General features: G+C 72.6%; 22 protein-coding genes and 1 tRNA gene. 8 read left to right on the top strand and 15 right to left on the bottom strand.

Annotated elements, in window-relative coordinates:
* Positions 1-62: 62 nt before the first annotated feature.
* The 5 genes from DFQ13_RS06640 to DFQ13_RS06620 all read right to left on the bottom strand — a co-directional run bounded on the left by DFQ13_RS06640 (position 63) and on the right by DFQ13_RS06620 (position 2,945).
* Positions 63-755: an HAD family hydrolase gene (locus tag DFQ13_RS06640; protein WP_110079328.1), complete on the bottom strand. Its 693-nt coding sequence runs from the start codon at positions 753-755 to the stop codon at positions 63-65.
* Between the two features lie 18 nt (positions 756-773).
* Complete coding sequence (locus DFQ13_RS06635) at positions 774-1,166, bottom strand: PPOX class F420-dependent oxidoreductase (protein ID WP_110079175.1); 393 nt, start codon at positions 1,164-1,166, stop codon at positions 774-776.
* A gap of 41 nt (positions 1,167-1,207) precedes the next feature.
* Positions 1,208-1,675, bottom strand: coding sequence for a 2-C-methyl-D-erythritol 2,4-cyclodiphosphate synthase (ispF, locus tag DFQ13_RS06630; RefSeq protein WP_110079174.1), 468 nt, complete (start codon positions 1,673-1,675; stop codon positions 1,208-1,210).
* Complete coding sequence (gene ispD / locus DFQ13_RS06625; protein WP_110079173.1) at positions 1,672-2,361, bottom strand: 2-C-methyl-D-erythritol 4-phosphate cytidylyltransferase; 690 nt, start codon at positions 2,359-2,361, stop codon at positions 1,672-1,674. Before ispD ends, ispF begins: the two co-directional genes overlap by 4 nt.
* A 92-nt stretch (positions 2,362-2,453) precedes the next feature.
* A complete protein-coding gene (locus DFQ13_RS06620; protein ID WP_035281903.1) occupies positions 2,454-2,945 on the bottom strand; it encodes a CarD family transcriptional regulator in 492 nt (163 codons plus the stop codon).
* 287 nt (positions 2,946-3,232) lie between these two features.
* Between DFQ13_RS06620 and DFQ13_RS06615 the strand changes: the two genes are divergently transcribed.
* Complete coding sequence (locus tag DFQ13_RS06615; protein ID WP_052021087.1) at positions 3,233-3,892, top strand: copper chaperone PCu(A)C; 660 nt, start codon at positions 3,233-3,235, stop codon at positions 3,890-3,892.
* Positions 3,893-3,950: 58 nt separating this feature from the next.
* Positions 3,951-5,330: a DNA repair protein RadA gene (gene radA, locus DFQ13_RS06610; RefSeq protein ID WP_035281905.1), complete on the top strand. Its 1,380-nt coding sequence runs from the start codon at positions 3,951-3,953 to the stop codon at positions 5,328-5,330.
* A gap of 238 nt (positions 5,331-5,568) precedes the next feature.
* Here the strand turns inward: radA and otsB are convergent, their stop codons facing one another.
* The 3 genes from otsB to DFQ13_RS06595 all read right to left on the bottom strand — a co-directional run bounded on the left by otsB (position 5,569) and on the right by DFQ13_RS06595 (position 11,069).
* Positions 5,569-8,097: a trehalose-phosphatase gene (gene otsB / locus DFQ13_RS06605; RefSeq protein WP_110079172.1), complete on the bottom strand. Its 2,529-nt coding sequence runs from the start codon at positions 8,095-8,097 to the stop codon at positions 5,569-5,571.
* 44 nt (positions 8,098-8,141) lie between these two features.
* Positions 8,142-9,587, bottom strand: a complete 1,446-nt coding sequence (locus tag DFQ13_RS06600; RefSeq protein ID WP_035281909.1) for an alpha,alpha-trehalose-phosphate synthase (UDP-forming) — start codon at positions 9,585-9,587, stop codon at positions 8,142-8,144.
* A gap of 120 nt (positions 9,588-9,707) precedes the next feature.
* A complete protein-coding gene (locus DFQ13_RS06595) occupies positions 9,708-11,069 on the bottom strand; it encodes a threonine/serine exporter family protein (RefSeq protein WP_407643141.1) in 1,362 nt (453 codons plus the stop codon).
* A gap of 212 nt (positions 11,070-11,281) precedes the next feature.
* Between DFQ13_RS06595 and DFQ13_RS06590 the strand changes: the two genes are divergently transcribed.
* Positions 11,282-11,357: transfer RNA gene (locus DFQ13_RS06590), tRNA-Thr, on the top strand.
* Positions 11,358-11,519: 162 nt separating this feature from the next.
* On the opposite strand, the gene DFQ13_RS06585 is transcribed toward DFQ13_RS06590, so the two are convergent.
* The gene (locus tag DFQ13_RS06585; RefSeq protein WP_146241126.1) at positions 11,520-14,429 is read right to left on the bottom strand and encodes an AfsR/SARP family transcriptional regulator; all 2,910 of its coding nucleotides are present in this window, start codon (positions 14,427-14,429) and stop codon (positions 11,520-11,522) included.
* Positions 14,430-14,560: 131 nt separating this feature from the next.
* On the opposite strand from DFQ13_RS06585, the gene DFQ13_RS33005 reads away from it, so the two are divergent.
* The gene (locus DFQ13_RS33005; RefSeq protein ID WP_146241124.1) at positions 14,561-15,034 is read left to right on the top strand and encodes a hypothetical protein; all 474 of its coding nucleotides are present in this window, start codon (positions 14,561-14,563) and stop codon (positions 15,032-15,034) included.
* A 282-nt stretch (positions 15,035-15,316) separates the two neighbouring features.
* A complete protein-coding gene (locus tag DFQ13_RS06580) occupies positions 15,317-16,108 on the top strand; it encodes a PP2C family protein-serine/threonine phosphatase (protein WP_233438282.1) in 792 nt (263 codons plus the stop codon).
* Positions 16,109-16,127: 19 nt separating this feature from the next.
* On the opposite strand, the gene DFQ13_RS06575 is transcribed toward DFQ13_RS06580, so the two are convergent.
* The gene (locus DFQ13_RS06575; protein ID WP_035281911.1) at positions 16,128-17,039 is read right to left on the bottom strand and encodes an NADP-dependent oxidoreductase; all 912 of its coding nucleotides are present in this window, start codon (positions 17,037-17,039) and stop codon (positions 16,128-16,130) included.
* A gap of 170 nt (positions 17,040-17,209) precedes the next feature.
* Here DFQ13_RS06575 and DFQ13_RS06570 point away from each other — a divergent pair, with 170 nt between their 5' ends.
* The 3 genes from DFQ13_RS06570 (at position 17,210) to DFQ13_RS06560 (ending at position 20,344) form a co-directional block, all read left to right on the top strand.
* A complete protein-coding gene (locus tag DFQ13_RS06570; RefSeq protein WP_035281913.1) occupies positions 17,210-17,563 on the top strand; it encodes a YciI family protein in 354 nt (117 codons plus the stop codon).
* 52 nt (positions 17,564-17,615) lie between these two features.
* Positions 17,616-18,806, top strand: a complete 1,191-nt coding sequence (locus DFQ13_RS06565) for an RNA polymerase sigma factor (RefSeq protein WP_110079167.1) — start codon at positions 17,616-17,618, stop codon at positions 18,804-18,806.
* 197 nt (positions 18,807-19,003) lie between these two features.
* Positions 19,004-20,344, top strand: a complete 1,341-nt coding sequence (locus DFQ13_RS06560) for a salicylate synthase (protein WP_233438281.1) — start codon at positions 19,004-19,006, stop codon at positions 20,342-20,344.
* Between the two features lie 53 nt (positions 20,345-20,397).
* On the opposite strand, the gene DFQ13_RS06555 is transcribed toward DFQ13_RS06560, so the two are convergent.
* The 5 genes from DFQ13_RS06555 to DFQ13_RS06535 are packed head-to-tail and all read right to left on the bottom strand — an operon-like array spanning position 20,398 to position 26,007.
* Entirely contained in the window at positions 20,398-21,948 is a 1,551-nt protein-coding gene (locus tag DFQ13_RS06555) for a (2,3-dihydroxybenzoyl)adenylate synthase (RefSeq protein ID WP_110079165.1), read from the bottom strand.
* On the bottom strand, positions 21,935-22,978 hold the full coding sequence (locus DFQ13_RS06550) for an ABC transporter substrate-binding protein (RefSeq protein ID WP_110079164.1): 1,044 nt from the start codon (positions 22,976-22,978) through the stop codon (positions 21,935-21,937). Before DFQ13_RS06550 ends, DFQ13_RS06555 begins: the two co-directional genes overlap by 14 nt.
* A gap of 46 nt (positions 22,979-23,024) precedes the next feature.
* On the bottom strand, positions 23,025-23,942 hold the full coding sequence (locus DFQ13_RS06545) for an ABC transporter ATP-binding protein (RefSeq protein WP_110079163.1): 918 nt from the start codon (positions 23,940-23,942) through the stop codon (positions 23,025-23,027).
* Positions 23,939-24,988 carry a FecCD family ABC transporter permease gene (locus tag DFQ13_RS06540; protein ID WP_110079162.1) on the bottom strand — a complete coding sequence of 350 codons (1,050 nt, stop codon included), beginning with the start codon at positions 24,986-24,988 and terminating at the stop codon, positions 23,939-23,941. The genes DFQ13_RS06545 and DFQ13_RS06540 overlap by 4 nt, the downstream gene beginning before the upstream one ends.
* Entirely contained in the window at positions 24,988-26,007 is a 1,020-nt protein-coding gene (locus DFQ13_RS06535; protein WP_052021092.1) for a FecCD family ABC transporter permease, read from the bottom strand. The genes DFQ13_RS06540 and DFQ13_RS06535 overlap by 1 nt, the downstream gene beginning before the upstream one ends.
* Positions 26,008-26,014: the final 7 nt, after the last annotated feature.

Below are 26,014 nucleotides of genomic sequence, written 5' to 3'. Positions count from 1 at the left end.
AAATTTCTTGGGAAGAATGGTACGGGCAACGCCACGCGCGGTCGTGCCCGGTTTGGCTTGACTTACCCCGCGATGCCGTGGGTGCCCACCGCGCGCAGCAGCGCGTCGGGGCGGTTCGCGGTCGCCTGCGGCTCCACCCGCTCGAATCGACAGCCGATCCGGGTGGCCGCGCCGTCGGCCTCGGCGCTGTCGCCGACCATCAGCGCGTCCGCCGGGTCGACCCCCAAGCGCTCGCAGGCCAGGCGGAAGATCTTCGGGTCCGGCTTGACCACGCCCTCGGCGAAGGAGAGGACGAACTCGTCGACCAGGTCGAGCAGGCCGTGCGCGGCGAAGGTCGGGCGCAGGTCCCAGGCGATGTTGCTCAGCACGGCCACCCGCAGGCCCCGCTCGCGCAGCAGCCGCAGCACGGCGCCGGTGTCCGGGTAGGGCCGCCACGACTCGGGGTCGAGCATCCTGTCGTAGAGCCTGCTCGGCACGTCGGGGGCCAGGGCCAGCGCCGGGGCGCCCAGGGAGGCCTCGTAGCCCGCGCGGTGCGCCCGCGGGTCGAGGTCGCGGCGGTGCCAGGTGTCGTGCAGGTCGGCGGGCAGGTGCTCGGGCACGCCGGTCGGGATGGTCATCAGCGCGAACAGCTCGACCACCCGTTCGGGGGTCAGCGGGCTGCCGTCGAGGCTGGAGAAGTCGTCGTCGGGCCGGGCACCCGGCTCCAGACGGAACAGGGTGCCCGAGAAGTCCAGCAGGACGCCGCGGATGCCCACGGCGCCCACGCTAGAGGGTCAGGCCGAGTTGCCTGTAATCCGGTCCGGTGTGAGGCGTACCACAACGCGCACGGTGCCCTCCGGCTCCTCGGGGTAGGACTCGCCCCGGTAGGCCTGCGACAGCTCCTCGATCAGCTCCCGGCCGCCCTCGTCGGTGAGCGACACCGACCCGCGGATCTCCACGTAGCTGTACGGGTTCTCCCGGTCGTAGGCGGTCAGGCTGACCCTCGGGTCGCGTTCGAGGTTGCGGGCCTTCTTCCTGCCGCGCACCGTCGAGAGCAGGATGTCGTCGCCGTCGCGCTTGGCCCACAGCACCGAGGTCTGCGGGCTGCCGTCGGGGTTGATCGTGGCCAGGACGACGTAGTTGTGGTCGTCGAAGATCTTGCGTGCGGTCTCGCTCAGCGCTGCCATGGGCTCGAACCTACGGCCGCGCGGGCCGGTCCGCGCGGTGTTCAGCCCGCCGGGACGAGCAGCGCGGTCGCCACCGCGGCGATGCCCTCGCCGCGGCCGGTCAGGCCCAGGCCGTCGGTGGTGGTGCCGGAGACCGACACGGGGCCGCCGACCGCCGCGGACAGCGCCCCCTGCGCCTCCGCGCGGCGCTTGCCGATCTTGGGCGCGTTGCCGATGACCTGCACCGCGGCGTTGCCCACGCGGTACCCCTCGGCCTCGACGAGCCTGCGCACCTCGGCCAGCAGGACCGCGCCGTGCGCGCCCGCCCAGCGCGGGTCACCGGTGCCGAAGACGGCGCCAAGGTCGCCCAGGCCCGCCGCCGACAGCAGCGCGTCGCACAGGGCGTGCGCGGCGACGTCGCCGTCGGAGTGGCCCGCGCAGCCGTCGACGCCCTCCCAGAGCAGCCCCGCGATCCAGCACGCGCGGCCGGGCTCGATCGGGTGAACGTCGGTGCCGATGCCCACCCTCACCGCGACCCCTCCCCGGCGAGGACGGCCTCGGCGATGGCGAGGTCGAACGGGGTGGTGATCTTCATCGCACAGGGGTGGCCGGGAATCGCCAGCACCGGCACGCCGAGCTTCTCGACCAGGCCCGCGTCGTCGGTCGCCGAGTCGCCCGCGAGGGCGTAGGCCCTGCTCAGCGTGTCGACGGCGAAGCCCTGCGGGGTCTGCACCACCCGCAGCGCGGCCCGGTCGGGGGTGTCCTGGACGACCTCGTCGATGTCCACGCGCTTGACCGTATCGGCCATCGGCAGCACCGGGATCACCGCGGGGGCACCCGCCTCCACGGCCGCGACGACGGCGTCGACGACGGCGGGCGGGGTGAACGCGCGGGCGGCGTCGTGCACCAGCACGACCCGCACGTCCGGGTGCACGGCCAGCGCGTGCCGCAGCGCCAGCCGGACGGACTCGGTGCGGTCGGCGCCACCGGGCACGACCTCCGCGCGCAGGCCGTGCTCGCGCAGCAGCGCCTCGGTGGCGCCCACCTCGGCGGGCGGGGCCGCGACGACGACATGCCGCACGCGGCCCGCGTTGAGCAGGCCGCGCACGGCATGGACGAGCAGTGCGACACCGCGCACCGGAACGAGCGCCTTCGGCATGCCGTGGCCGAGGCGTTCACCTCGGCCCGCGGCGGGCACCAGGACGACCGTGCTCACCGGGACGTCATCCCGCGGGGTGTCAGCAGCGTCACGACCGGGCCGGATTCGACGGTGGCCCGATCGGGACTTGCCAGGTCTTTCGCCAAGGATCAGACGGCCGCGGTGGACAGGACCTCGTCCAGCAGGACTTCCGCCTTGTCCTCGTCGGTCCCCTCGGCCAGCGCCAACTCGCTGACCAGTATCTGGCGCGCCTTGGCCAGCATCCGCTTCTCACCAGCGGACAGGCCCCGGTCCTTCTCCCGCCGCCAGAGGTCTCGCACCACTTCGGCCACCTTGTTCACATCGCCGGAGGCGAGCTTCTCCAGGTTGGCCTTGTACCGACGCGACCAGTTGGTCGGCTCCTCGGTGTGCGGCGCGCGCAGGACGTCGAAGACGCGGTTGAGGCCCTCTTGACCCACGACATCCCGCACGCCCACGATCTCGGCGTTGTCTGCGGGGACGCGAACCGTGAGGTCACCCTGGGCGACCTTGAGGACGAGGTACTTCTTCTCCTCGCCCTTGATCACCCGGGTTTCGATCGCTTCGATGAGTGCGGCACCGTGGTGCGGGTAGACGACGGTCTCTCCGACCTTGAAAACCATGTGTCCTCTGCCCCTTTCGCTGACTCCATCTTAACACGGGTCGGGCGGTGCCGGTGATGGACCTGTGATCCGTCTTCGCAGGTCAAGGGCCAAATGGGGGAGATGTTCGGGGTTGACAAACGCCCCTGTCGCGTACTCAGCCATCACCCGATCGGGGCTGCTTGATCCACTGTGGACATTGTGGCGGCGGCCCCGGCGGGCCGCTATGGCGGACCACACGCGGCTCCGATCCATTGCGCGGGCTAGGCTTCGCCCGGCAATGTCGGCAGCGGACGCAGGAGCCCTTCGTGAGTCGTGGACAGCAGAACCTGACCGGTGGGCGGCGCCTGGCCCCGGCCCTGGCCGGCCTCGGCCTGGCCGCGGTCCTCGGGGTGACCGGGTGCTCGGCGGGTCAGATCACCCAGACCGACTCGCAGCTCCCCGCGGTCAACGGCGCGGAGCACACCCAGGGCGCCATCGCCCTGCGCAACGCGGTGCTCGCCTACCCGGAGGGCGGCTCCTACCCCGAGGGGTCCGAGGCGCCGCTGGTGCTCACCATCGTCAACACCGGCTCCGCGGACGACGCGCTGACCGAGGTCACCAGCCCGGTCGCCGCCTCGGCCACCGTCACCGGGAGCAAGGACCTGCCCGGCGGCTTCGCCATCGAGGTCGGCACCCCGGGGGAGAACGCCGAGGTCGGCGGGCACTCCTCGGCCGCCCCCACCCCGACCCCCTCCGGCGCCCCGTCCTCGGCGCCCGGCTCGGTCGCGCCGACCACCTCGGCCAAGGCCCCCAACGAGAAGCTGGGCGAGCTGGAGATCGTGCTCGAGGACATCAACACCAGGCTGTTCCCCGGCAAGACCGTGCCGGTCACCTTCGTCTTCGCCAACGCGGGCCCGGTGACCGTCGAACTGCCGATCGGGGCCAGCAGCGAGCCGCGCGAGGAGCAGCACGCCGAGGAGCACTGACCCACCGGTCGTGGACGGGCGGGCGCGGGCTGTCGGTGCCCGCCCGTAGCTTTGTCCCGTGGCCACGACCAAGACCCCGAAGCCGAACTACCGCTGCGCCGAGTGCGGGCACGGCGTCGCCAAGTGGTTCGGCCGCTGCCCGGAGTGCCAGGCCTGGGGGACGCTGGAGGAGGTCGGCGCCCCCCGCCCCGGCCTGGCCCGGATCGCCGCTGGCGCGCCCAGCACCCCGGCCCGCCCGATCGACGAGGTCGACGTGGAGGCGGCCCGCGCCCGGCGCACCGGTGTCTCCGAACTCGACCGCGTCCTCGGCGGCGGCCTCGTGCCCGGCGCGGTGGTGCTGCTGGCGGGCGAACCCGGGGTCGGCAAGTCCACCCTGCTGCTGGAGGTCGCCTACCGGTGGGCCGCCCGCGACGGCGAGTACGGCCCCACGCTGTACGTGACGGGCGAGGAGTCGGCCGGGCAGGTGCGGCTGCGCGCCGAGCGCACCGGCAACGTGCACGGCGCCATGTTCCTGGCCGCCGAGAGCGACCTGTCCGCCGTCCTGGGCCACGTCGACGCCGTCAAGCCGGGGATGCTGGTCGTCGACTCGGTGCAGACCATGTCCTCCCCGGCCGCCGAGGGCACCCCCGGCGGCGTCACCCAGATCCGCGCGGTGACCGCGGCCCTGGTGGCCCTGGCCAAGGAGCGCGCCCTCCCGGTGGTCCTGGTCGGCCACGTCACCAAGGAGGGCTCCATCGCGGGCCCCCGCGTCCTGGAACACCTGGTCGACGTCGTCCTGCACTTCGAGGGCGACCGCCACTCGTCCCTGCGGATGCTGCGCGGGGTGAAGAACCGCTTCGGCCCCGCCGACGAGGTCGGCTGCTTCGAACTGGTCGAGGGCGGCATCGTCGGCGTCCCGGACCCCTCCGGCCTGTTCCTCAACAAGCGCGAGGCAGGCGTCGCGGGCACGGCCGTGACGGTGGCGGTCGAAGGCAAGCGCCCCCTGCTCGGCGAGGTGCAGGCCCTGGTGGCCAAGTCCCCCCTGGGCACCCCCCGCCGCGCGGTGAGCGGCCTGGACTCGGCCAGGGTGGCGATGGTCCTCGCCGTCCTGGAACGCCGCGGCGGCGTCAAACTGGGCGACGCGGACGTGTTCACCGCCACGGTGGGCGGCATGAAGATCCCCGAACCCGCCGCCGACCTGGCCATAGCCCTGGCCGTGGCCACGGCGGCCCGGGACGTGGCCCTACCCCCGGACCTGGTGGTGCTGGGCGAGGTCGGCCTGGCGGGCGAGGTCCGCCGGGTGAGCGGCGTCCGCGCCCGCCTCACCGAGGCGATGCGGCTGGGCTTCACCAAGGCACTGGTGCCCCCGGACCCGGGGGAGTTGCCCGAGGGGATGCAGGTGCGCATCGTGCCCGACCTGGGCTCGGCGATGAACAACCTGTCGGTGCTGCGCCCCTAGACCACGTCCGCGAAGCCACAATTCGACAACGCCGCACAAATTCCACAGTAGACGACCACAGTGGACAGGACCCCGACCGTTCCCGTCCCGAACCGCGTCGATCTGCCCGTCGGTCGTGGGCGGTGGCGCGGTGCCGTCCGGCACGGGTCTCTCCCCCTGGGTGAAGTCCCAGGGGGAGAGACTGCCGACGTGTCCCGTCAGTTCCTCGACATCCGCGCGCTTCCCCCGATCGGGGCAATCACGCCGACAGCAACTGCGCGCAGCGGATCAGACCCAGGTGCGAGTACGCCTGCGGGTGGTTGCCCAGCGAGCGCTCCGCGACCGGGTCGTACTCCTCCGGCAGCAGGCCCGTGGGGCCCGCCGCGTCGACGATCTGGGCGAACAGGTCCTCGGCCTCGGTGCGGCGGCCGGTGAGCAGGTAGGCCTCGATCATCCACGCCGCGCACAGGTGGAAGCCGCCCTCGTCGCCGGGGAGGCCGTCGTCGCGGTGGTAGCGGTAGACGGTGGAGCCGGAGCGCAGTTCGGCCTCGGTGGCGGTGACCGTGGCGACGAAGCGCTCGTCGGTGGGGTCGATGAGGCCGACCATGCCGATGAGCAGGGTGGCCGCGTCCAGGTCGGTGCCGTCGTAGGCGGTGGTGAACGACTTGATCTCGTCGTTCCAGCCGTTGGTCAGGACGTCGTCGGCGATCTGGGTGCGCAGGGGTTCCCAGGTGGGGTCGACCTCGCGGCCGTGGGCCCGGCCGAGCTTGATGGCGCGGTCGATCGTCAGCCAGCACATGACCTTGGAGTACACGTGGTGGCGCGGGCGGTGCCGCTCCTCCCAGATGCCGTGGTCGGGCTCGTGCCAGCGGCGGGTGACGGCCTCGGCCATGGCGCGGACCATGGTCCAGTCGCCGTCGGTCAGGGAGCCCCGGGCCTCGGCCAGGTCGGCGACCAAGTCCACGACCGGGCCGAACACGTCGAGCTGGACCTGCTGGTTGGCCAGGTTGCCGACCCGGACCGGGCGCGAACCCGCGTAGCCGGGCAGCGTGTCGATCACGGCCTCCGGGCCGAGCGTGGTGCCCGCGATCGTGTACAGCGGGTGCAGCCGCTCCGGCCCGGCCACGGTCTCCAGGACCCCGTGCACCCAGCCCAGGAACGCCTCCGCCTCCGCGGTCGACCCCAGCGACACCAGGGCCTTGGCGGTCATCGACGCGTCGCGCAGCCAGCAGTAGCGGTAGTCCCAGTTGCGGACGCCGCCGATCTCCTCCGGCAGCGACGTGGTGGCCGCGGCCATGATCGCGCCGGTCTCGCTGTGGCACAGGCCGCGCAGCACCAGCGCGGAGCGGGCCACCAGTTCCTTCTCCACCGGGGGCAGCACCAGCGTGTCCAGCCACGTCGACCAGTACCGGCCCGCGACGGCCTTGCGCTCGGGCTCGGTCTGCGCCTTGGGCGACAGGTCGTCGGTGCCGCAGCGCAGCTCGAACACCACCGGGGCGTCGGCGGTGGGCTGCACGACCGCGCGCGCGGCGTCCCACATGCCGTCGGAGGTGATCTCCCAGGTGACGCCGGGGGAGCGCAGGGCGATCGGGTCGGAGGTGCCGAGCACCCGCAGGCCGTCCTCGGTGGCCTCCAGGCGCACCTGCACCTGGCCGAACTCCGGTCGCGGGGCGAACTCCACCACGGCCGCGGAGGTGCCGGACAGCACCCGGGTCAGGTCGGTGCGGTACTCCTCGGCGCCGTGGTCGAGGTAGTCGGTGACCAGCAGGCCCGACCAGCGGGTCTCCACGGTCATGGTGCCGGGCAGGTAGCGCTGGCCCAGCGGCAGCCCGCCGCGCTCCGGGGAGACGGAGAAGTGGCCCGCGGTCGGCCCGCCGAGCAGGTCGGCGAAGATCGCCGCCGAGTCCGGCTCCGGGTGGCACAGCCAGGTCAGCCGGGCGTCCGGGGTGACCAGGGCGACCGAGCGCTCGTTGGCCAGCATCGACAGCCGCTCGATCGGCGGGGCCTGCTCGCCGTAGAGCCAGTTGCGCCGCTCCTCCAGCAGGAACGCCAGCATCGTGGCCACCGCCACCGGGTCGGCGATGCGGTACCCGGCCAGGCTGTCGCCCTCGCCGACCTTCACGCCCAGGTCGGGCCCGGAGAGCCGGGCGAAGGCCTTCTCGTCGGTCACGTCGTCGCCGACGAAGATCGCCGCGGTGGCGCCGACCTGGTGGCGCAGCACGTCGAGGGCGTGGCCCTTGTCGGTCTGCACGACGGCCAGCTCGACCACGGCCTTGCCCTCGGTGACCTCCACGCCCGCCCAGGTGCACGGCCCGGAGCGGACCAGCCCGAGCACCCGCTCGGCGGTCTCCGGGTCGGTGCGGCGCACGTGCACGGCGATGCTGGCGGGCTTGACCTCCAGTTGGACGCCGACCGCGCCGTCGACCAGCTTGTCCAGCTCCGCCTCCACGCGCTGGTGCAGCTCGCGGGCGGCGGCGTCGAGCGCGTGCACGAAGCCCACGTCGAACTCGGAGCCGTGGCTGCCGACCAGGTGCACCTCCGATGGCAGCCGCGACAGCGTCGCCAGGTCGCGCAGCGCGCGCCCGGAGATCACCGCGGTGGTGGTCTCGTGCAACCCGGCCAGGGAGCGCAGCGCACCGACCGACTCGGTGTGCGGCCGCGCTTTCTCCGGGTCCTCGACGATGGGCGCGAGAGTGCCGTCGTAGTCGCAGGCGACCAGCAGGCGCGGGGTGCGGGCCAACTGCACGATCGCACGCCGGAGTTCGGCGGGGAGGGCCTCGGCGGTCAACGCCTTCTCCTTGGGGACATCGGTGTCAGGGGAACGACAGGGCGCTAGTGGCCGTGCTCTGGTTCCAGTGCGTCGAGGAATGAGCGCGCCCACCGGTCGACGTCGTGGGTCAGCACTTGTCGCCGCAGCGCGCGCATCCTACGGCGGCCTTCTGCTGGATCGATCGTGAGGGCCGCGAGCATGGCGTTCTTGACACCATCGAGGTCGTGCGGGTTCACCAGGAAACTGCTCGTCAGCTCCGCCGCGGCCCCGGCGAACTCCGAGAGCACCAGCGCCCCGCCCAGGTCGTGGCGGCAGGCCACGTACTCCTTGCAGACCAGGTTCATGCCGTCGCGCACCGGGGTCACCAGCATGACGTCGGCGGCGGCGAAGAACGCGGCCAGCTCCGCCCGCCCCACCGACTGGTGCAGGTAGTGCACGACCGGCCGCCCGACCCGGCCGAACTCGCCGTTGATCCGGCTGACGATCTGCTCGATCTCCCCGCGCATCCGCTGGTAGTGCTCGACCCGCTCGCGGCTGGGGGTGGCGAGCTGGACCATGGCGACCTCGTCCGGGTCGACCTTGCCCTCCTGGAGCAGCTCGTGCAGGGCGTAGAGGCGGCGGTCGATGCCCTTGGTGTAGTCGAGCCGGTCCACCCCGAGGATGATCTTCTTCGGGTTCCCCAGGTCGGCCCGGACCTGCTGGGTGCGGGCGACGGTCTCCTTCTTGCGGGCCAGCGCGTCCAGCCCGGCCGAGTCGATGGAGATGGGGAACGCGCCCACCCGCACCGCCCGGTTGCCGAGCTGGATGACACCCGGCCGGGTGCGCACGCCGACCGCGCCGCGGGTCGGCTCCAGGCCGAGCAGCCGCCGGGCGAGCCAGAGGAAGTTCTGCGCGCCGCCGGGCCGGTGGAAGCCGACCAGGTCGGCGCCGAGCAGCCCGCGCACGATCTCCGCGCGCCAGGGGAGCTGCATGAACAGCTCGGTCGGCGGGAACGGGATGTGCAGGAAGAACCCGATCCGCAGGTCGGGCCGCAGGTCGCGGAGCATCGAGGGCACCAGTTGCAACTGGTAGTCCTGAATCCACACGGTCGCGCCGGGGGCGGCCACCTTCGCGCACGCCTCGGCGAAGCGGTGGTTCACCTTGACGTAGGTGTCCCACCAGCCCCGGTCGAACACGGGCGTGGCGACCACGTCGTGGTAGAGCGGCCAGAGGGTGCCGTTGGAGAAGCCCTCGTAGTAGTCGCGCACCTCGGTGGAGGTCAGCGACACCGGGTGCAGCCGCAGCCCGTCCTCGGTCAGCTCGTCGAGTTCCACGTCGGGCACGCCGGGCCAGCCCACCCAGGCGCCGCTGTGGCTGCGCAGGAACGGGGCCAGCGCGCTGACCAGGCCGCCGGGGCTGGACTTCCAGCGCTGGGTGCCGTCGGGCAGCCGTTCCAGGTCGACCGGCAACCGGTTCGCCGCGACGATGAAGTCCGCGCCGTCGGACCCGGGAGCGTTTTCGCTGCTCACGCTGGACGTGCCTCCTGTCGAACCGGGGAGCTCGCTTGGCCTGTTGAGGCTAGCCAACGCGGGCCGACCCCGCGTCCTGCGAGCGGGGCGCGAATTGGGTGCAATCTGTCACTCGACCGGTCACTCCAACCGGCGCCGGGTCGGCCGCAGCGGCCCGGACATGCGCGGCCCGGCCAACCGCCGCTCCAACCGCCCCAACCCCGACCGCACCGGCTGCGCCAGGTACTCACCGAGGACGACCCCCGCCGCCAGCGCCAACGCGATCGCGGCGGCCAACATCAACGTCGGCAGCCCGCTGACGGTCCGCTCCACCGCGAGCTGGTAGAGCGCCCGGTAGGTCGTGATCCCCGGCAGCAACGGCACCATCCCCGACACGGCCACCACCAGCGGCGGCATCCCCAACCGCCGCGAGACCACCCCACCACCGAACCCGATGACCACGGCGGCCCCGGCGGAAGCGGCGATCGGCCCCGCCCCGGTCAGCGAGAGCGCCCCGAACCCCGCCGCCCCGATCCCCCCGGCCGCGGCCGAGACCACGAGCGCTCTCGGCGTCGCGTAGCTGGCCAACCCGAAGCACCCCGAGGCCGCCGCCCCGGCCAGGGCCAGCACCGGCAGCCGCAGCGCACTGGGCGGCAGCGGATCGGCCAGGGGCGTGTACTGCATCCCGAGCGCGGTGGCGACGTTGAAGGCCAGCACGACACCCGCGATCAGCCCCGCGGTCATCAGCGAGACCTCCATGGTCCGCCCCGCCGCGGTCACGTTGTACCCGGTGATGGCGTCCTGCACGGTGGACACCACGGACAGCCCGGACAGCAGAACGGTGATGGCAGCCGCCACCAACAACGTCGGCCGAGCCGCGGGCACCCACCCGCTGACAAAGAGCGCCAGCGCCCCACCGGTCGCCAACGCACCCCCGACAGCCTGCTGGAAGAAGAAGGGAAGCGCCCTCCTGTTCAGAACCCGCCCCACCCGATCCACCACCGCGGTGATCCCACCGGCGAACAACGCACTCAACAGATCCCCACCGATCAGCACGGTGACCGCCACAGCCATCCCCGCCCACGCGGCAGTGGCCATCCACCGCGGATAGGGGTGCTCAGCGGTGGTGATCCCCTCCAACTCGACGTGGGCGCCCTCCGCCGACACCCGCTGCCGGGTGATCCGCCGAACCAGGTTCTCCACCGCGGCCAACCGCGTGTAGTCCAGGGACCGCGACCGCACCACCCGCAACGAGGTGATCGGCGGCTCCTCCGTCCCCCGCCAACACGCCACGGTGATCGACGTGAAGATCACGTCCACCTCGCAGTGCGGCAACCCGTAGGCAGCGGCCACGGCGATGATCGTCGCCGTCACGTCGGCGGCCCCGGCCCCCGACGTCATCTGCACCTCCCCGATCCGCAACGCCAGGTCCAGCACGAAGTGCACCTGCCGCTCCTCCAACTGGGCAGGCCCCTCCACCGCCTCACCCGCCACCGGAGCCACCCCACCGCCCGCCGGTCCAGCGGCCCTGTCGCGCTGCCACCACAGCCCCACCCGCCGCCCACCGCGCCCGAAGCGCCCCACAACCGCCTCCCCACCCCAGCGTCACCCTCCCGGGTGACCCGGGCCGTCCAGGCGACAGTCTCCGATCCCGGCCCACCCCGCAACCGCGCGGGCTCCGGCCTTAGGATGGGCGCGGCGCCCGAGGGCGCCGCGCCGGTATAGCTCAATTGGCAGAGCACTCGCCTTGTAAGCGAAAGGTTTCGGGTTCAAGTCCCGATACCGGCTCCACCGCAGGTCAGAGTCGGTATCGCTCGGGCTGGCGGATGTTGTCGACAAGCCGGGAGCAGGCGGCGTCGTTGACGGTGACAATCCGCTGTCGGCTACCGAGCGAAGATCGTTCGGCCCCCTCGTGTCACGGCGCTCCAGCCAGATCCGGCCCCTTCGACGCGCCTACCTCCACGTCGGGTCGCGATTCGACCTCCGGCGGCTCTGGTCGCCGGTCACCGCGTCGAGCACGGCCTGCACGGCGTCGGCGCGCTCGGGCAGATCGATGGCCCGCCACAGCTCGACCGCCGAGCCCAGGTGACGCTGGGCCGCGGCGGCGTCACCGAGCTGGCTTTCGAGTTCGCCGAGCTGCTGCCAGCACGCGGCCTCGTTGCTGCGGTCGCCGTTGAGGCGGAAGACGAGTGCCGCGCGCTGGAGGGCCGACTCCGCACGGGAACGGTCACCGAGCTCCGCGTAGATCGTGCCGAGCCGTTGGTCGGTGTAGGCACCGCACCGGTCGTCGCTGATCTCGTTGAAGATCGTCAACGCTTCGGTGAGGTCGCGCAGCGCGGCCGGGGTGTCGCCGATGCCCAGGTGGTACCGGCTGAGCGTGCGGAGGATCACCGCCTGCCGGTGGCGGTCGCCGAGGTGCCGGGCGATCCGCAGGCCGTCCTCGATCCACAGACCCGCGTCGTCGGAGCCCCGCTCGAAGCCGATGATGCCGATGGCGGTCCGGATCTGCGCTTCCGCCTGCCGGTGCCCGGCGGCGACCAAGTGGGCCAGCGCTTCCTCGTCGAAGGCCAGCGCCTCGTCGAGTTCGCCGCGGACGCGGTGCACGGTGCCCAGGCTCGCCAACGCGAGTCCTTCGCCGCGTCGATCGCCGGTGGTCCGGTACAGCTCCACGCACCGGCACAGGTCCTGGCGGGCTTCGTCCACCTCGTCGAGGTAGATGTGCACCTGGCCCAGTCCTTGCAGCAAAGCCGCTTCGCCGTGGGTGTCACCTGCCGCTGTGGCCGCTGCCAATGCGAGCCGGTGGCTGCGGTTCCAGTCCTGGTAGAGGCTGCGGTGGTCGTAGTACGGCACCGCGGCGACCGCCAACTCCCACGCGAGTTCGGCGAAGCCCCATTCGGCCGCGAGTTCGATCGCGCGCAGCAGCGTCCCGCGCTCGGCGTCGAACCAGGCGAGGGGATCGACGACCCGGTGATCCGGGCTCCAGCGCGGTGAACGGCCCGATGTCGGCCGGAAGAGGCTGGGGTAGAACAAGTCCCGGGCTTGCTCTGCGAGGGCGAGCCAGGCCGAGATGACCCGTTCCACCGCCGCCCGGCGTTCCGCGACCGGGTAGTTGCCCGATGCGCCTTCCGTCGCGTAGGCGCGCAGCAGGTCGTGCAGTCGATACCGCGGCTGGCCCGCGGAGTCGGTGGTCACCAGGCGTACGAGGTAGGCGTCGACCAGGGCGTCCAGCACGTCGTGCGCCACCCGTCCACCGAGCAGCGGGCCGATCACCCACGCGGGCAGTGTTTCCGCGCCCAGCAACCCCAGCAGCCGGAACGCCCGGACGGTTTCCTCGGGGAGCTGGCGAAGGCTGAGGTCGAAATTGGCTCGCACGTCGAGGTCGCCGACCCGCAACTCGCGCAGGCGCCGGGATTCGTCCTCCAAGCGGTCGCGCAGCACCCGCAGGGTCCACCCGCGCCTGCCCGCGAGCTTCGCGCCTGCGATCCGGATGGCCAGCGGGAGGTGCCCGCACAGCTCGACGATCGCATCGGCCGCCTCCGGTTCCCGCTCGACGCGCTCCGCGCCCGCGATGCGGGCCAGCAGGTCACGGACATCGCGCGGGGACAACACGTCCAGCTCGACGTGCTCGGCACCGGCCAGGTCCGCCAGCCGGTGCCGACTCGTGATCACCACCGCGCAACCGCCGGACGGCGGCAGCAGCGGCCGGACCTGCTGGGCGCAGGCCGCGTCGTCGAGCAACACCAGCAGGCGGCGGTCGGCCAACCGTGACCGGTAGAGGGCGGCTCGTTCGTGCAGACCGGCGGGCATGACCGCGTCCGTGACGCCGAGGGCGCGCAGCAACTCGGCCAGCATCGGCGCCGGGTCCCGGGGCACCTCGGACGTGCCTGCGAGGTCGAGGTGGAGCTGGCCGTCCGGGTAGCCGTCCCGTACCTGGTGGAGCGCGCGCACCGCGAGCGTCGACTTCCCGGTCCCGGGCGCGCCGACGATCACCACCACCGGGCGCTCGCCCAGCAGCCCCAGCAGCTCGCCCAGCGGCTCGGCGTGCCCGGTGAAGTCCGGGATGTCCGCGGGCAACTGGGCGATCGGCCGCTGCTGCCCGGCCGTGGCGACCCAATCCAGTGCGGGGTCCGCGCGCAGGATCTGCGCGTGCACACGCCGCAGCCCGGGCCCGGGGTCGGCGCCGAGCTCGTCGGCCAGCAGTCGCCGGACGTCGTGGAACACCGCGAGCGCGTCGCCTTGGCGCCCGCTGCGGTAGAGCGCGATCATGAGCAGCTCCCGCGCGCGTTCGCGGTACGGGTGCTCCTCGGCGAGCCGGAACAGCTCGGGGACGGCCAGCGCGTGCTCGCCGCGCAGCAGGTCGAGCTCGGAGAGGTCCTCGAGTGCACCACACCGGTACTCGGCGAGCCGGGCGCGTTCGGTGGTGGCCGCGGGCGTGTCGATGCCGCTGAAGGCAGGCCCGCGCCACAACTTCACGGCCTCGGCGAGGTGCTGCCGGGCCGCGGTGAGATCACCGTCGCTCTTCGTTTCGCGCGCCCGGACGAGGCGGGAGGCGAACTGATCGCTGTCCAGTTGGTCGGGGGCCACCCGCAACAGGTAACCGGTGCCGATCGTCTGCAGTGAACCGCGATCGAGCCGCAGCGATCTGCGCACGTCACCGACGTACTTCTGGACGAGGTTCACCGCGCTCCTCGGTGGGTTCCCGTCCCAGGCGCCCTCGATGATCCGCTGGCGGTCCACTCGCTGGTTGGCGTGCAGCAACAGCACCCCGAGCACACGCAGGCACTTGCCGGAGCCGACCTCGACCGTGTCCACCCCACGCCAGACCACGACCGGGCCGAGCACGCCGAACCGAACACCAGGCACGCAAACACCCCCTCCCCGGCTCGATCGTACCTCTGACCAGTTACTTTCCGTAGGACTGCAGTACGACTGCAGTGAACACTGCGAGCCTTTCGTCGTCAGCCGACACGTGGTGACGAAAGGGGAGATCCATGATGGGAATCGACGCGAAGGCACGCCGCTCAGGTGGCTGGAGGGCAGGCGAGCCGGTCCGCCGGGCGAAGGCGTACGCCACCGTGACCGCGGTCGTGGCGGCGACCGTTCTGGCCGGGGCACCGGTCGCGACCGCGACACCCCCCACGACCACCGCGGACCCGTCCAGCTCGATCGATCCGATCCTCCGCTACGGCGCGACCTACGCCCTCGGCAAGCTGCGCTGGCATCAACGATCCGTCGACGTCGACTACTCGTTCAAGGCGAGCAACTGCCGTCGGCTCTACGCCTGGGGTTACGACGCCAATGGCAACGAATGGCCGCCGAGGAGCACCAGTCTGCACTGCAACGACGTGTCCACCGACACCATCAACGTGCCCGTCGACATCGCGGGCGGCCCGCGCTACGTCATCCTCTGCTTCAGGGACGAGAACGACACCTACGACCTCGTCTGCGAGGGCTACGCGCATCCCTGACCGGTCCTTGGTGCCAGCCGGGGCCGAAACCGTGTGAAGATCAACTCCAGGCCGTTCGCCCCATCGCTCCACGCGCGCTCCCGCGCGCCCCGCCCACCGCTCCCAGCGCTTGGTTCCGCAGATCACCGCGTGTGTCGAGGGCACCCCCGGTCCACGGGGGACGCACTCTTTCAATCACAGTGCGGTGCGGTGCTCGCGGATTGGGGTACCCCAGGTAGTGGCGGTGTGCAACATTCTTGCGGGTGCGGGCGGTGTCGTCCGCGGGAGCGGGTGGAGGTCGGCGTGAGCGTTCCGGTCATTCGGGTGGGGGCCGCGACTGATGTGGGGTTGGTGCGCGCCGCCAATGAGGACTGCTTCCTGGCGGAGGGACGGGTGTTCGCCGTCGCCGATGGGATGGGTGGGCACGCGGCGGGGGACGTGGCCAGTCGGATGGCGGTGGACGGGCTGCGCGAGCTGGACGTGGAGCGGGTGGTGCGGGGGGAGGACGTGCGGGCGCGGCTCGTGCGGGTGAACGCGGACATCGTGGCCGCCGCGGAGCGGCACCCGGAGCAGGCGGGGATGGGGACGACCGTCACCGGGGTGTGCCTCGCCGACGTGGACGGGGAGGCTCGGTGGGTGGTGTTCAACATCGGGGACTCGCGGGTCTACCGGTACGCCGACGGTGGGTTGGAGCAGTTGACCAGGGACCACTCCGAGGTCGCCGAGATGGTGGCCGCCGGGCGGTTGAGCCCGGAGGAGGCGGCGGTGCACGCGCGGCGCAACGTCGTGACCCGGGCGTTGGGGTCGGACGCGCCCCCGGAGCCCGATCTCTGGCCGCGGACGCCCGTGGTGGGGGAGCGGTTCCTGATCTGCTCCGACGGGCTGACCGGGGAGGTCGCCGATCAGGACATCGCGGCCGTTCTCGGTGAGGTCGTCGACCCGCAGGAGGCCGCGGACAGGCTGGTGGACGCCGCGTTGGCCGCCGGGGGGCGGGACAACGTGACCGTTGTGCTGGTCGACCACGTGGCGTCGGAATCCGGTGCGGCGGCGGAAGCCGACCAGGTGACGGAGGCCATCCCGCTCGCGCAACGGTGACACCGCGGGTTCGGGGCGGTCAGCGCAGGGAGATGACGACCTTGCCCTTGGCGTGGCCCACCTCGACCGCGGCCACCGCCTTCTCCGCCTCCTCGAACGGCACGACGTCCTCGACCCTGGGGTCCAGCTTCCCCTCGGCGACGTGACCCGCGACGATCGCCAGCACCCGCGCGGTCCGGTCGCGCTCGACCATCACCCCGCCGAACTCGGCCGCGGTGGCCGGGTCGCCCGCGGTGACGATCGGGCCGCCGTCGAGCAGGGGGGCGACCGCCCGCAGGCCGTCGCCGCCCGCCAGGTCGAAGATGGCGTCGACCTTCGGCAGCAGGTCGTGCACGCGCTGGACGATGCCGGGGCCGTACTCGACGAAGATCGCGCCCAGTGACTCGATCAGCTCGCGCTTGTCCGGGCCTGCCACGCCGACGACCGTGAGCCCCTGGTCCCGGGCGAGTTGCGCGGTGGCGACCCCGACGCCGCCGCTGGCGCCGTTGATCAGGAGGGTCTGACCTTCCTCGAGGCCCAGTTGGACCAGCGCGTCGTACGCCGTGGCGGCGGCGACCGGGAGGGTGGCGGCGTCGGTGAAGGAGACGTGCGGGGGTTTGTGCGCGGTGGCGGCTGCCGTGGTCAGCGCGAACTCGGCGTAGGCGCCGGAGTCGGGGGCGGTGCTGCCGAACACCTCGTCGCCCACGGCGAAGCCCTCGACGTCCTTGCCGACCGCGCGGACCACGCCCGAGACCTCGGTGCCGAGGACGGCGGGCAGTTCCAGGGGGCGCACGTCCTTCATGTGCCCGGCGCGGATCTTCCAGTCGACCGGGTTCACCCCGGCCGCGGCGACCTCGACCAGCAGTTCACCGGCCATCGGCTCCACCGGGTCCAGGTCGAGGTATTCCTGGACCTCGGGGCCCCCGTACTCGCGGAATCCGTATGCCCTCATGACACTCCTCTGCGCAGGCGATCGGGTGGGCGATGCCCTGGGCCTACCCGCGCGGACCACGCCCACACACCGCTCACCCGGGCGCGGAAACTTTTTTCGGCCGGGTGTCGATTCCGGGGGTGGCTCGTTCGACGCGTCAGTGTTCGAGCCACACGATCGAGGAGAGCGACATGCCGCGTTTCATGATGATGCACAAGATGACCCCCGACGTGGAGGCCGGTGTCCCGCCGACCCCCGAGCTGATGCAGCGGATGGGGGCGTTCATCCAGGAGGCCGTCGACGCCGGGGTGCTGCTGGCCGGTGAGGGCCTGCGGGAGACCAAGGAGGCCACCCGGGTCGTGGTGAAGGACGGGGAGGCCACGGTCACCGACGGGCCGTTCGCCGAGACCAAGGAGCTGATTGCCGGGTTCGCCATCATGCAGCTGCCGGACCGGGCCGAGGCCGTGCAGTGGGCGCTGCGGTTCGCCGACGTGCTCGGGCACGACATCGAGATGGACGTCCGGCTGGTGGTCGAGGCCCCGTAGCCCGGCGCCGTAGCCTGACCGCGTGGCGGACGCGGTTGAAACGGTGTGGCGGATGGAGTCCGCACGGCTCGTCGCCGGGCTCGTGCGGCTCGTCCGCGACGTCGGGATGGCCGAGGAGTTGGCGCAGGACGCCCTGGTGGCGGCGCTGGAGCAGTGGCCGGGGACCGGTACGCCGCGCAACCCCGGCGCCTGGCTGATGGCCGTGGCCAAGCGCCGCGCCGTCGACCAGTTCCGCCGTCGGGAGACCCTGGACCGCAAGTACCTGGAGATCGCCCGCGACCTGGAGACCGAGGTCCCGGAGCCGACCGCGGGGGAGATCCGGGACGACCTACTGCGGTTGATCTTCACCGCCTGCCACCCGGTGCTGTCCGCCGAGGCCAGGGTGGCGCTGACGCTGAAGCTGCTCGGCGGGCTCAAGACCGAGGAGATCGCCCGCGCGTTCCTCGTCGGCGAGTCCACCGTGGCGCAGCGGCTGGTGCGGGCGAAGAAGGCGCTGGCCAAGGCCGACGTCCGGTACGAGGTGCCGTCCGGCCCGGAGCTGGCCGGGCGGCTGGCCTCGGTCCTGGAGGTCATCTACCTGATCTTCAACGAGGGCTACTCGGCCACCGCGGGCGACGACCTGATGCGCCCGGAGCTGTGCGCGGACGCCCAGCGCCTCGGCCGCGTCCTCGCCCGGTTGATGCCGCGCGAACCGGAGGTGCACGGCCTGGTCGCCCTGATGGAGATCCAGGCTTCGCGGGCGGGCGCCCGGGTCGACGCCAAGGGTGAACCGGTCCTGCTGCTGGAGCAGGACCGCACCCGGTGGAACCGGCTGCTCATCGGCCTTGGCCTCGACGCCTTGGAGAAGGCGGAGCGGTTGGGGCCGCGCGGCCCGTACACCGCGCAGGCCGCGATCGCCGCCTGCCACGCCCGCGCCGCCCGCCCGGAGGACACCGACTGGGCGCGCATCGCCGACCTGTACGCCGAGCTGGCCTCGGTGAACCCGTCGCCGGTCGTCGAGCTGAACCGGGCGGTCGCGCTCTCGATGGCGCACGGCCCGCAGGCCGGCCTGGACCTGGTGGACGCGTTGGCCGACGAGCCCGCGCTCAGCCGCTACCACCTGCTGCCGACCGTGCGCGGCGACCTGCTGGTGAAGCTGGGCCGCCCCGCCGAGGCCCGCGCCGAGTTCGAGCGCGCCGCCGGGCTGACCCGCAACACCCGCGAGCGCGCCCTGCTCCTCGACCGGGCCGCCGCCTGCGGCTGACGCCCGGGTTTTCCCCAGCCTGGGGACGGACCTGTGCACAACGATGACCCGGTGGGCGGCTTGACAGCACGATCCACAGGGGGCATGGCGGCGGTGTCCGATTCATCTCACACCGAACCCTTCTCAGGGCGCCCACCTGCGGTTAGATTAGGCAAGCCTGACCTAAGAACCGGTCGATGACGCCCTGGGAGAGCCGCGTGCACCGATACCACGAACTGAGGATTCCCGGCCGGTTCGAGCCCTTGGCGCTGGCCGGGCGCCTGGCCTCGTCCGGGGTGTTCGAGTCGCACGTCGTCTACGAGCGCGCGGGGGAGTTCTGGTTCGCCGGTGACCGCCTGGTCGAGGTCGTCCTCAACCGCGACGCGGTCCGCACCACGGTCGACGGCCGCACCACCGCCCAGCCGTGGACCGGGAACTCGCTGGCCCAGGTCAAGCAGGCCCTCGCGGACGCGGGTGTGTCGCGCTGGCGAGCCTTCGGCTGGGCGGGCTTCGAACTCGCCTACGCCATCGCGGGCAGACCGGACCTGGTCGCCGACCAGCCCCTGCTGCACCTGGCGGTCCCGCGCACCGAGATCCGCCTCGGCGCCGACGAGGTCGTGGTCCGCACCGTCGACGTGCCCCGCCTCGCCGAGATCACCGACCTGCTCGGCACCCCCGCCGCTCCGGCCGAGGTCGAGGCCACCCCGGTCGAGATCACCGCCGACGACGGCCGGGTCGCCTACCAGCACGCCGTCGCCGCCGCGGTCGCCGACATCCGCGCGGGCCAGCTCAACAAGGTCATCCTCTCCCGCGCGGTCGACGTCCCCTTCGAGGTGGACCTGGTGTCGACGTACGTGCTGGGCCGCACCCGCAACACCCCCGCCCGCTCGTTCCTGCTCGACCTCGGCGGCTGGCGGGCCGCCGGGTTCAGCCCCGAGACGGTCACCGAGGTCGCCGCCGACGGCGAGGTCAGCACCCAGCCGCTCGCGGGCACCCGCGCCCTGGACGGCGACGAGACGACGAACCTCGACCGCAGGCTGGACCTGCTGTCGGACCCCAAGGAGGTCTACGAGCACGCGGCGTCGGTCAAGCTGGCCTGCGAGGAACTGGAAGACCTGTGCGAGCCGGGTTCGGTGACGGTCAAGGAGTTCATGGCAGTCAAGGAGCGCGGCAGCGTGCAGCACCTGGGTTCCCGGGTCAACGGCCGACTCGCCACCGGCCAGGACGCCTTCTCCGCGCTGGCCGCCCTGTTCCCGGCGGTCACCGCCTCGGGCATCCCCAAGCTCCCCGCCTACGACCGCATCGCCCGGATGGAGGACCGCCGCCGCGACCTCTACGCGGGCGCCGTCCTGATGACCGACTGCGACGGCGCCCTGGACGCGGCGCTGGTGCTGCGCGCCATCTACCAGCGGGACGGCCGCACCTGGCTGCGCGCGGGCGCGGGCATCGTCGCCGACTCCACCCCCGAGCGCGAGTACGAGGAGACCTGCGAGAAGTTGGGCAGCGTCGCCCCGCACGTGGTCCGCGCGGTCCGCGAACTGGTCGAAATCTCCGCCTGAGGGCGGGGAAAAGCCCCGGCCCGGGAGAACCCGGGCCGGGGCTTTTCCGCATCTCACAGCCGGGCGGCCAGCTCCTTCTTGCTGACCTTGCCCACCGCCGTGTAGGGGAACTCCGGCAGCACCTCCAGCCGGTCGGGCAGCTTGTAGTCCGCCACCCCGCGCTCGCGCAGGAACGCCGCGATCCCGGCCAGCGTCGGCGCTTCACCCCGGGCCAGCACGAACGCGCAGGTGCGCTCGCCGAGCATGTCGTCCGGCACCCCGACCAGGGCCGCGTCGTGGACCAGCGGGTGGGCCAGCAGGTGGTTCTCCACCTCCTCGGCGGACACCTTCTCCCCGCCGCGGTTGATCACGTCCTTGACCCGGCCGTCGACGACCAGGTGGCCGCTGGGCAGCTCCCGCACCAGGTCGCCGGTCAGGTAGAAGCCGTCCGCGGTGAACGCGCGGGCGTTGTGCTCCTCGGCGCGGTAGTAGCCGCGCAGGGTGTACGGCCCGCGGGTCAGCAACTGTCCCAGCTCACCGGGGGCGACCGCGTCACCGTCCTCGTCGACGACGCGGATCTCGTCGTCGGCCGACAGCGGCCTGCCCTGGGAGGTGACCACCAGCTCCAGCGGGTCGTCGAGGCGGGTGAAGCAGAGCAGCCCCTCCGCCATGCCGAACACCTGCTGCAACGCGCACCCCAGCGCCGGGGTGACCCGCCGGGCCGCCTCCTCCTTGAGCTTCGCCCCGCCGACCTGCAACAGCGCCAGGCTGGACAGGTCGCGCCCGGCGAACTTCACGGCCTCCATCCACAGCAGCGCCAGCGACGGCACCAGCGCCGTCACCGTCACCCGTTCCCGCTCGATCAGCGGGAACGCGTCCGGCGGCGACGGCGACGGCGCCAGCACGACCGTCCCGCCGACCGACAGCACCCCGAGCACCCCGGGGCAGGCCAGCGCGAAGTTGTGCGCCACCGGCAGCGCCGCCAGGTACACCGTCGAGGAGTCCAGCCCGGCGACCTCGGCGCTGGCCCGCAGGTTGTAGGCGTAGTCGCCGTGCGTGCGCGGGATCAGCTTCGGCAGCCCGGTGGTCCCGCCCGAGAGCAGGAACAGCGCCACCGAGGACGGTTCCGGCAGCGGCAGCTCGACCGGCTCCGAGTCCACAGAGGACAGAGCGGTGAAGTCGCCGGGATCGCCGGACACCAGCACCCGGGGCACCCCGGGCATGGACGCGGCCAGCTCCCGGTAGTCGAACCCCGCGTGCCGGTCCGGGATCACGTAGGCGACCGCCGAACTGTGCTCCAGCAGGTACTCGACCTCGCTGCGCCGGTGCGCGGGCAGCGCGTACACCGGCCGCGCACCCAACCGGAACAGCGCGAACGACAGCACCACGAAGTCCACGCTGTTCGGCAGGTGCACGACCACGTTGTCCCCGGCCGAGATCCCCAGCGCGGCCAACCCGGCGGCGAGCCGCGACGCGCGCGCGTCCAGCTCGCCGTAGGTCACCCGCTCGGACCCCGACACCAGGGCGACGTCGGACGGCGCACCGCCGAGCAGCGTGCCCAGGCGGGCGCCCGTCCAGTGGCCGCGTTCCCGGTAGCGGGCCGCGAACGCGTCAGGAAACGACATCCGCGCGTGCCTTCTCGATGACCCCGGTCAGCTCGCGGATCACCGGCGCCAGCTTCTGGTACGACATGGGCGTCTCCGCGTGCCACAGGCCCAACTGCTTGGCCTGCACCGCCGGGAGCTGCGCCCAGGTCGGGATCTTCGCCAGCTCGTCCTGCGACAGGGTGAACTGGCGGGCGTCGGTGAGGATCAGGTCGGCCGGGTAGGTGGAGGCGCGCTCCCAGCTCAGCTCGTCCCAGGTGGGCTGCTCGCCCGCGGTGGGGGCGACGATGTCGACGCCCTGCTCGGTGAAGTACTTGAGGTCGCTGAAGAAGCTCGGCTTGCCCACCAGCAGCGCGTCCTGGGTGCCCTGCACGACCTCCACCTTGAGGCCCGGCTTCGCCGCGGCGGCGGCCTTGAGCGCGGCCCCCGCGTCTTCGAAGTCCTTCTTCGCCTTGGCCAGCTCGGCGGAGTTGAGGTCGGCGCCCAGGGACTCGGCGAGCTTGGCGAACTTGGCGATGCCCTCGGCCGCGGACACCCCGCCGAGCTGGATGGCGACCATCGGCGCCTTCTCCTCGATGGCGGCCTGCGACTCCTCCGGGACGTACCAAAGCGACTCGCCGTACATGATCGTCACCAGCAGCTCGGGGCGCTGCTCGGTGTACTTCTCCAGGTTGAACTCGCCGAACTCGGTGCCGACGCTGACCACGCCCGGGTCCACGTCCCCGGCTTGCGGGTCGGCCTTGCCGTCCTCCAGCTTCTGCGGGCCGAAGACGGCGGTCGGCTTGATGCCGAAGTCCACCAGGGTCGCGGCGGCGTTGACCTGCATGACGATCCTGGTCGGCCGCTGCGGCAGCGACACCGTCTTGCCCCGGTCGTCGGTGAACGTCCACGGACCCGAGGGGGCGGCGGCGGTGCTGCTGCCGTCCGCCGAGGCGCCCGGCCCGGAGTCGCCGCAGGCCGCGAGCAGGCCGAGGGCGAGCGCGCCCGCGGTCAGGCCGAGGAACCGGCGGCGGGTCGGCACGCGCGAGCGGCCGGAGGTGAAGGTCGTCATTGTTCTGCTCTCTCGGGGATTCTTCGGGGAGTGGTGGCTCTCGGGATCAGTGCGGGAGGTTCGCGGGGGCGGCACGGTCCGTGGGAACAGCGCGGTCCGCCGGATCGGCGCAGCGGTGCCTGCCGAAGGGGACGATGAGCGGGGTGCCCGACAGCGGGTCGGGGATGACCTCGCAGCGCAGGCCGAACACGTCCTCGACCAGCTCGGCGGTGACGACCCGGAGCGGGTCGCCCTCGGCCACCACCCGGCCGGACTTCATCGCCACCACGTGGTCGGCGTACCGGCAGGCCTGGTTGAGGTCGTGCAGGACCATGACCACGGTCCGGTCGCCCGCGTGGTTGAGGTCGGCGATCAGGTCCAGCACGTCGATCTGGTGCGCCAGGTCGAGGTAGGTGGTCGGCTCGTCGAGCAGCAGGTACGGGGTGTCCTGGGCCAGGGCCATGGCGATCCAGGCGCGCTGCCGCTGCCCGCCGGACAGCTCGTCCACCGGCCGCTCCGCCAGGTCGGCCAGGTCGGTGGCGGCCAGCGCCAGGTTCACCGCGTCGCCGTCCTCCGGGGACCACTGCCGCCACCAGGTCTGGTGCGGGCTGCGACCACGGGTCACCAGTTCGCGCACGGTCATGCCCTCCGGCGCGGTCGGCGACTGCGGGAGGATGCCCAGCTTGCGGGCCAGGTCGCGGGTGCGCATCCGGTGGATGGACTCGCCGTCGAGGTGCACCGCGCCGCCGTCGGGGGTCAGCAGCCGCGACATCCCGCGCAGCAGCGTCGACTTGCCGCACGCGTTCGCGCCGACGACCACGGTCACCTTGCCCGGCGGGATCACCAGGTCGACCCCGTCGATCACGGTCCGCTTCTCGTAGGCCAACCGCAGCCCCTCGGCGCGCAGCCCAGCCCCGACCGGCGCCCCGTTGCCCAGCGCCGTGTTGTCCAGCGCCGTGTTGCCCGACCCGGTGTTGTCCGTCATGCCCCACTCCCCAGTCGCTTCGCCCGGCTCAGCAGCCAGAGCAGGTACGGCGCCCCGATCGCCCCGGTGACCACACCCACCGGCAGCCCGAACGGCCGGGCCAGCAGGTCACCGGCCAACACCACCAGCGCCCCGGTCAGCGCCGACACCACCAGCGGCGGCGTCGGCCTGCGCGCCAACCGCAGCCCGATCTGCGGCGACACCAGCGACACGAACGCCACCGGCCCGGCCGCCGCCGTGGCGAACGCGACCAGCCCGACCCCGGCGAGCATCAGCGCCAGCCGCGCCTTCTGCACCGGCACCCCCAGCCCGCGCGCCGTGTCGTCGCCCAGCATCAGCCCCGACAGCCACCGCGACATCAGCAGCACGACCGGCACCAGCACCAGCACAGCTCCCGCCAACGGCCCGACGTGCTTCCACTCCCGCAGGTTCAGCGACCCGGTCAGCCACAGCACCGCGCGCTGCGCCTGGAACACGTCCGCCCGTTGCAGCAGGTACGAGGTGAGGCTGGTGAACAGCGCAGACACCCCGATGCCCACCAGCACGATCCGGTAGCCGGTCGTCCCGCGCCGCCAGGCCAGCAGGTAGATCGCCGTGGCACTGGCCAGCGCCCCGAGCAGCGCGGTGGTCGAGGTCCCCAGCGACGCCCCGAACCCGAACACGATCCCGGCGACGGCGGCGGTGTTGGCCCCCTCCGCCACCCCGATCACGTCCGGGCTCGCCAGCGCGTTGCGCGCCAGCGTCTGGAACACCGCCCCGGCCAACCCGAACGCCGACCCCACCAGCAGCCCGACGAGCACCCGGGGCAGCCGCAGGTCGTAGACGATGTCGACGGTCGTCGGGTCGCCGTACCAGAACAGCGCCCGCATCGCGTCAACCACGGTCACCGGGTAGTCGCCGAAGGTCAACCCGAGGCAGAAGCACAGGAAGACCAGCACCGCCAGCACCACCGCCACCCAGAACGGCCGGGCCCGCAGCACCCCGGAGGGCCCCCGGTCGCCGACCCGGAAGGTGGTCTGCCCGTCCACGCGCGCAAGGGTGATCATCACAGCTCCGGCAGCTTGCGCCTGCGGACCAGGGCGATGAAGAACGGTGCCCCGAGGAACGCCACCACGATCCCGACGTGGATCTCCCGCTGCTCGGCGACGACCCGGCCGAGGATGTCCGCCCCCAGCAGCAGCACCGGCGCCAGCACGGCGGAGTAGGCGAGCACCCACCGCTGGTCCGGGCCGGTGATCGCCCGCGCGATGTGCGGCACCACCAGCCCGATGAACGCGATCGGCCCGCACACCGCCGTCGCCCCACCGGCCAGCAGCGTGATCGCCACCGCCCCCCGGATGCGCACCCCGGTCACGTTCTGCCCGAGCGACTTCGCCACGTCGTCCCCCAGCGCCAGCATGTTCAACCCCGGCGCCGTCAGCAGCGCCAGCACCAACCCGAGCACCAGGAACGGCAGGACCTGGAGCAGCACGGAGGAGTCGGGCACGTTCAGCGACCCGACCGCCCAGAACCGGTACTGGTCCAGCGTGGAGGAGTCCAGCAGCAGCAACGAGCTGATGATCGACTGCAACAGCGCCGACACCGCCGCCCCCGCCAGCGCCAACCGGGCCGGGTGCGGCCCGCCCAGCAGGTACACCACGACGGTCGCGGCCAGCGCCCCGGCGAAGGCGAACCAGATGTAGCCGAACAGGGCGGTCACCCCGAACACGCTGGTCGTCAGCACCACGCCCAGCGCCGCCCCCGCACCGACACCGAGCAGGCCCGGGTCGGCGAGCGGGTTGCGGGTCAGCCCCTGCATGAGCGCCCCCGCGATCCCCAGCGACACCCCCACCGCCACCCCGAACAGCGTTCGGGACAACCGCATGCCGTTGACGATCGCCGCGTCCTCGCCTGCGGCCGGGTCATCGCCCAGCAGCCGCAACACCTCCGGCAGCGGGATGTACTTGCTGCCGACCATGATCGACAGCACCGAGACCGCGAGCAGCCCGGCAACGGCGACCAGCAGCCAGCGGACCCGGTGGGCCGCGCGGCGGGGCGCCTGGACAGGCGGGCTTGGGGCGAGCACGGAGTGA

This window comes from Actinokineospora spheciospongiae, assembly GCF_003182415.1.
GTDB lineage: Bacteria > Actinomycetota > Actinomycetes > Mycobacteriales > Pseudonocardiaceae > Actinokineospora > Actinokineospora spheciospongiae.
The sequence above is the reverse complement of the archived record's forward strand: the minus strand, read 5'-3'. Positions and strand labels throughout refer to the sequence as shown.

Bases quoted from the DNA above. Each gene is read 5' to 3' on its own strand.
- DFQ13_RS06635 (WP_110079175.1), bottom strand. From the start codon at position 1,166: ATGGCAGCGCTGAGCGAGACCGCACGCAAGATCTTCGACGACCACAAC.
- DFQ13_RS06620 (WP_035281903.1), bottom strand. From the start codon at position 2,945: ATGGTTTTCAAGGTCGGAGAGACCGTCGTCTACCCGCACCACGGTGCC.
- DFQ13_RS33005 (WP_146241124.1), top strand. From the start codon at position 14,561: ATGGGAATCGACGCGAAGGCACGCCGCTCAGGTGGCTGGAGGGCAGGC.
- DFQ13_RS06575 (WP_035281911.1), bottom strand. From the start codon at position 17,039: ATGAGGGCATACGGATTCCGCGAGTACGGGGGCCCCGAGGTCCAGGAA.
- DFQ13_RS06570 (WP_035281913.1), top strand. From the start codon at position 17,210: ATGCCGCGTTTCATGATGATGCACAAGATGACCCCCGACGTGGAGGCC.
- DFQ13_RS06565 (WP_110079167.1), top strand. From the start codon at position 17,616: ATGGAGTCCGCACGGCTCGTCGCCGGGCTCGTGCGGCTCGTCCGCGAC.
- DFQ13_RS06555 (WP_110079165.1), bottom strand. From the start codon at position 21,948: ATGTCGTTTCCTGACGCGTTCGCGGCCCGCTACCGGGAACGCGGCCAC.
- DFQ13_RS06550 (WP_110079164.1), bottom strand. From the start codon at position 22,978: ATGACGACCTTCACCTCCGGCCGCTCGCGCGTGCCGACCCGCCGCCGG.
- DFQ13_RS06545 (WP_110079163.1), bottom strand. From the start codon at position 23,942: ATGACGGACAACACCGGGTCGGGCAACACGGCGCTGGACAACACGGCG.
- DFQ13_RS06540 (WP_110079162.1), bottom strand. From the start codon at position 24,988: ATGATCACCCTTGCGCGCGTGGACGGGCAGACCACCTTCCGGGTCGGC.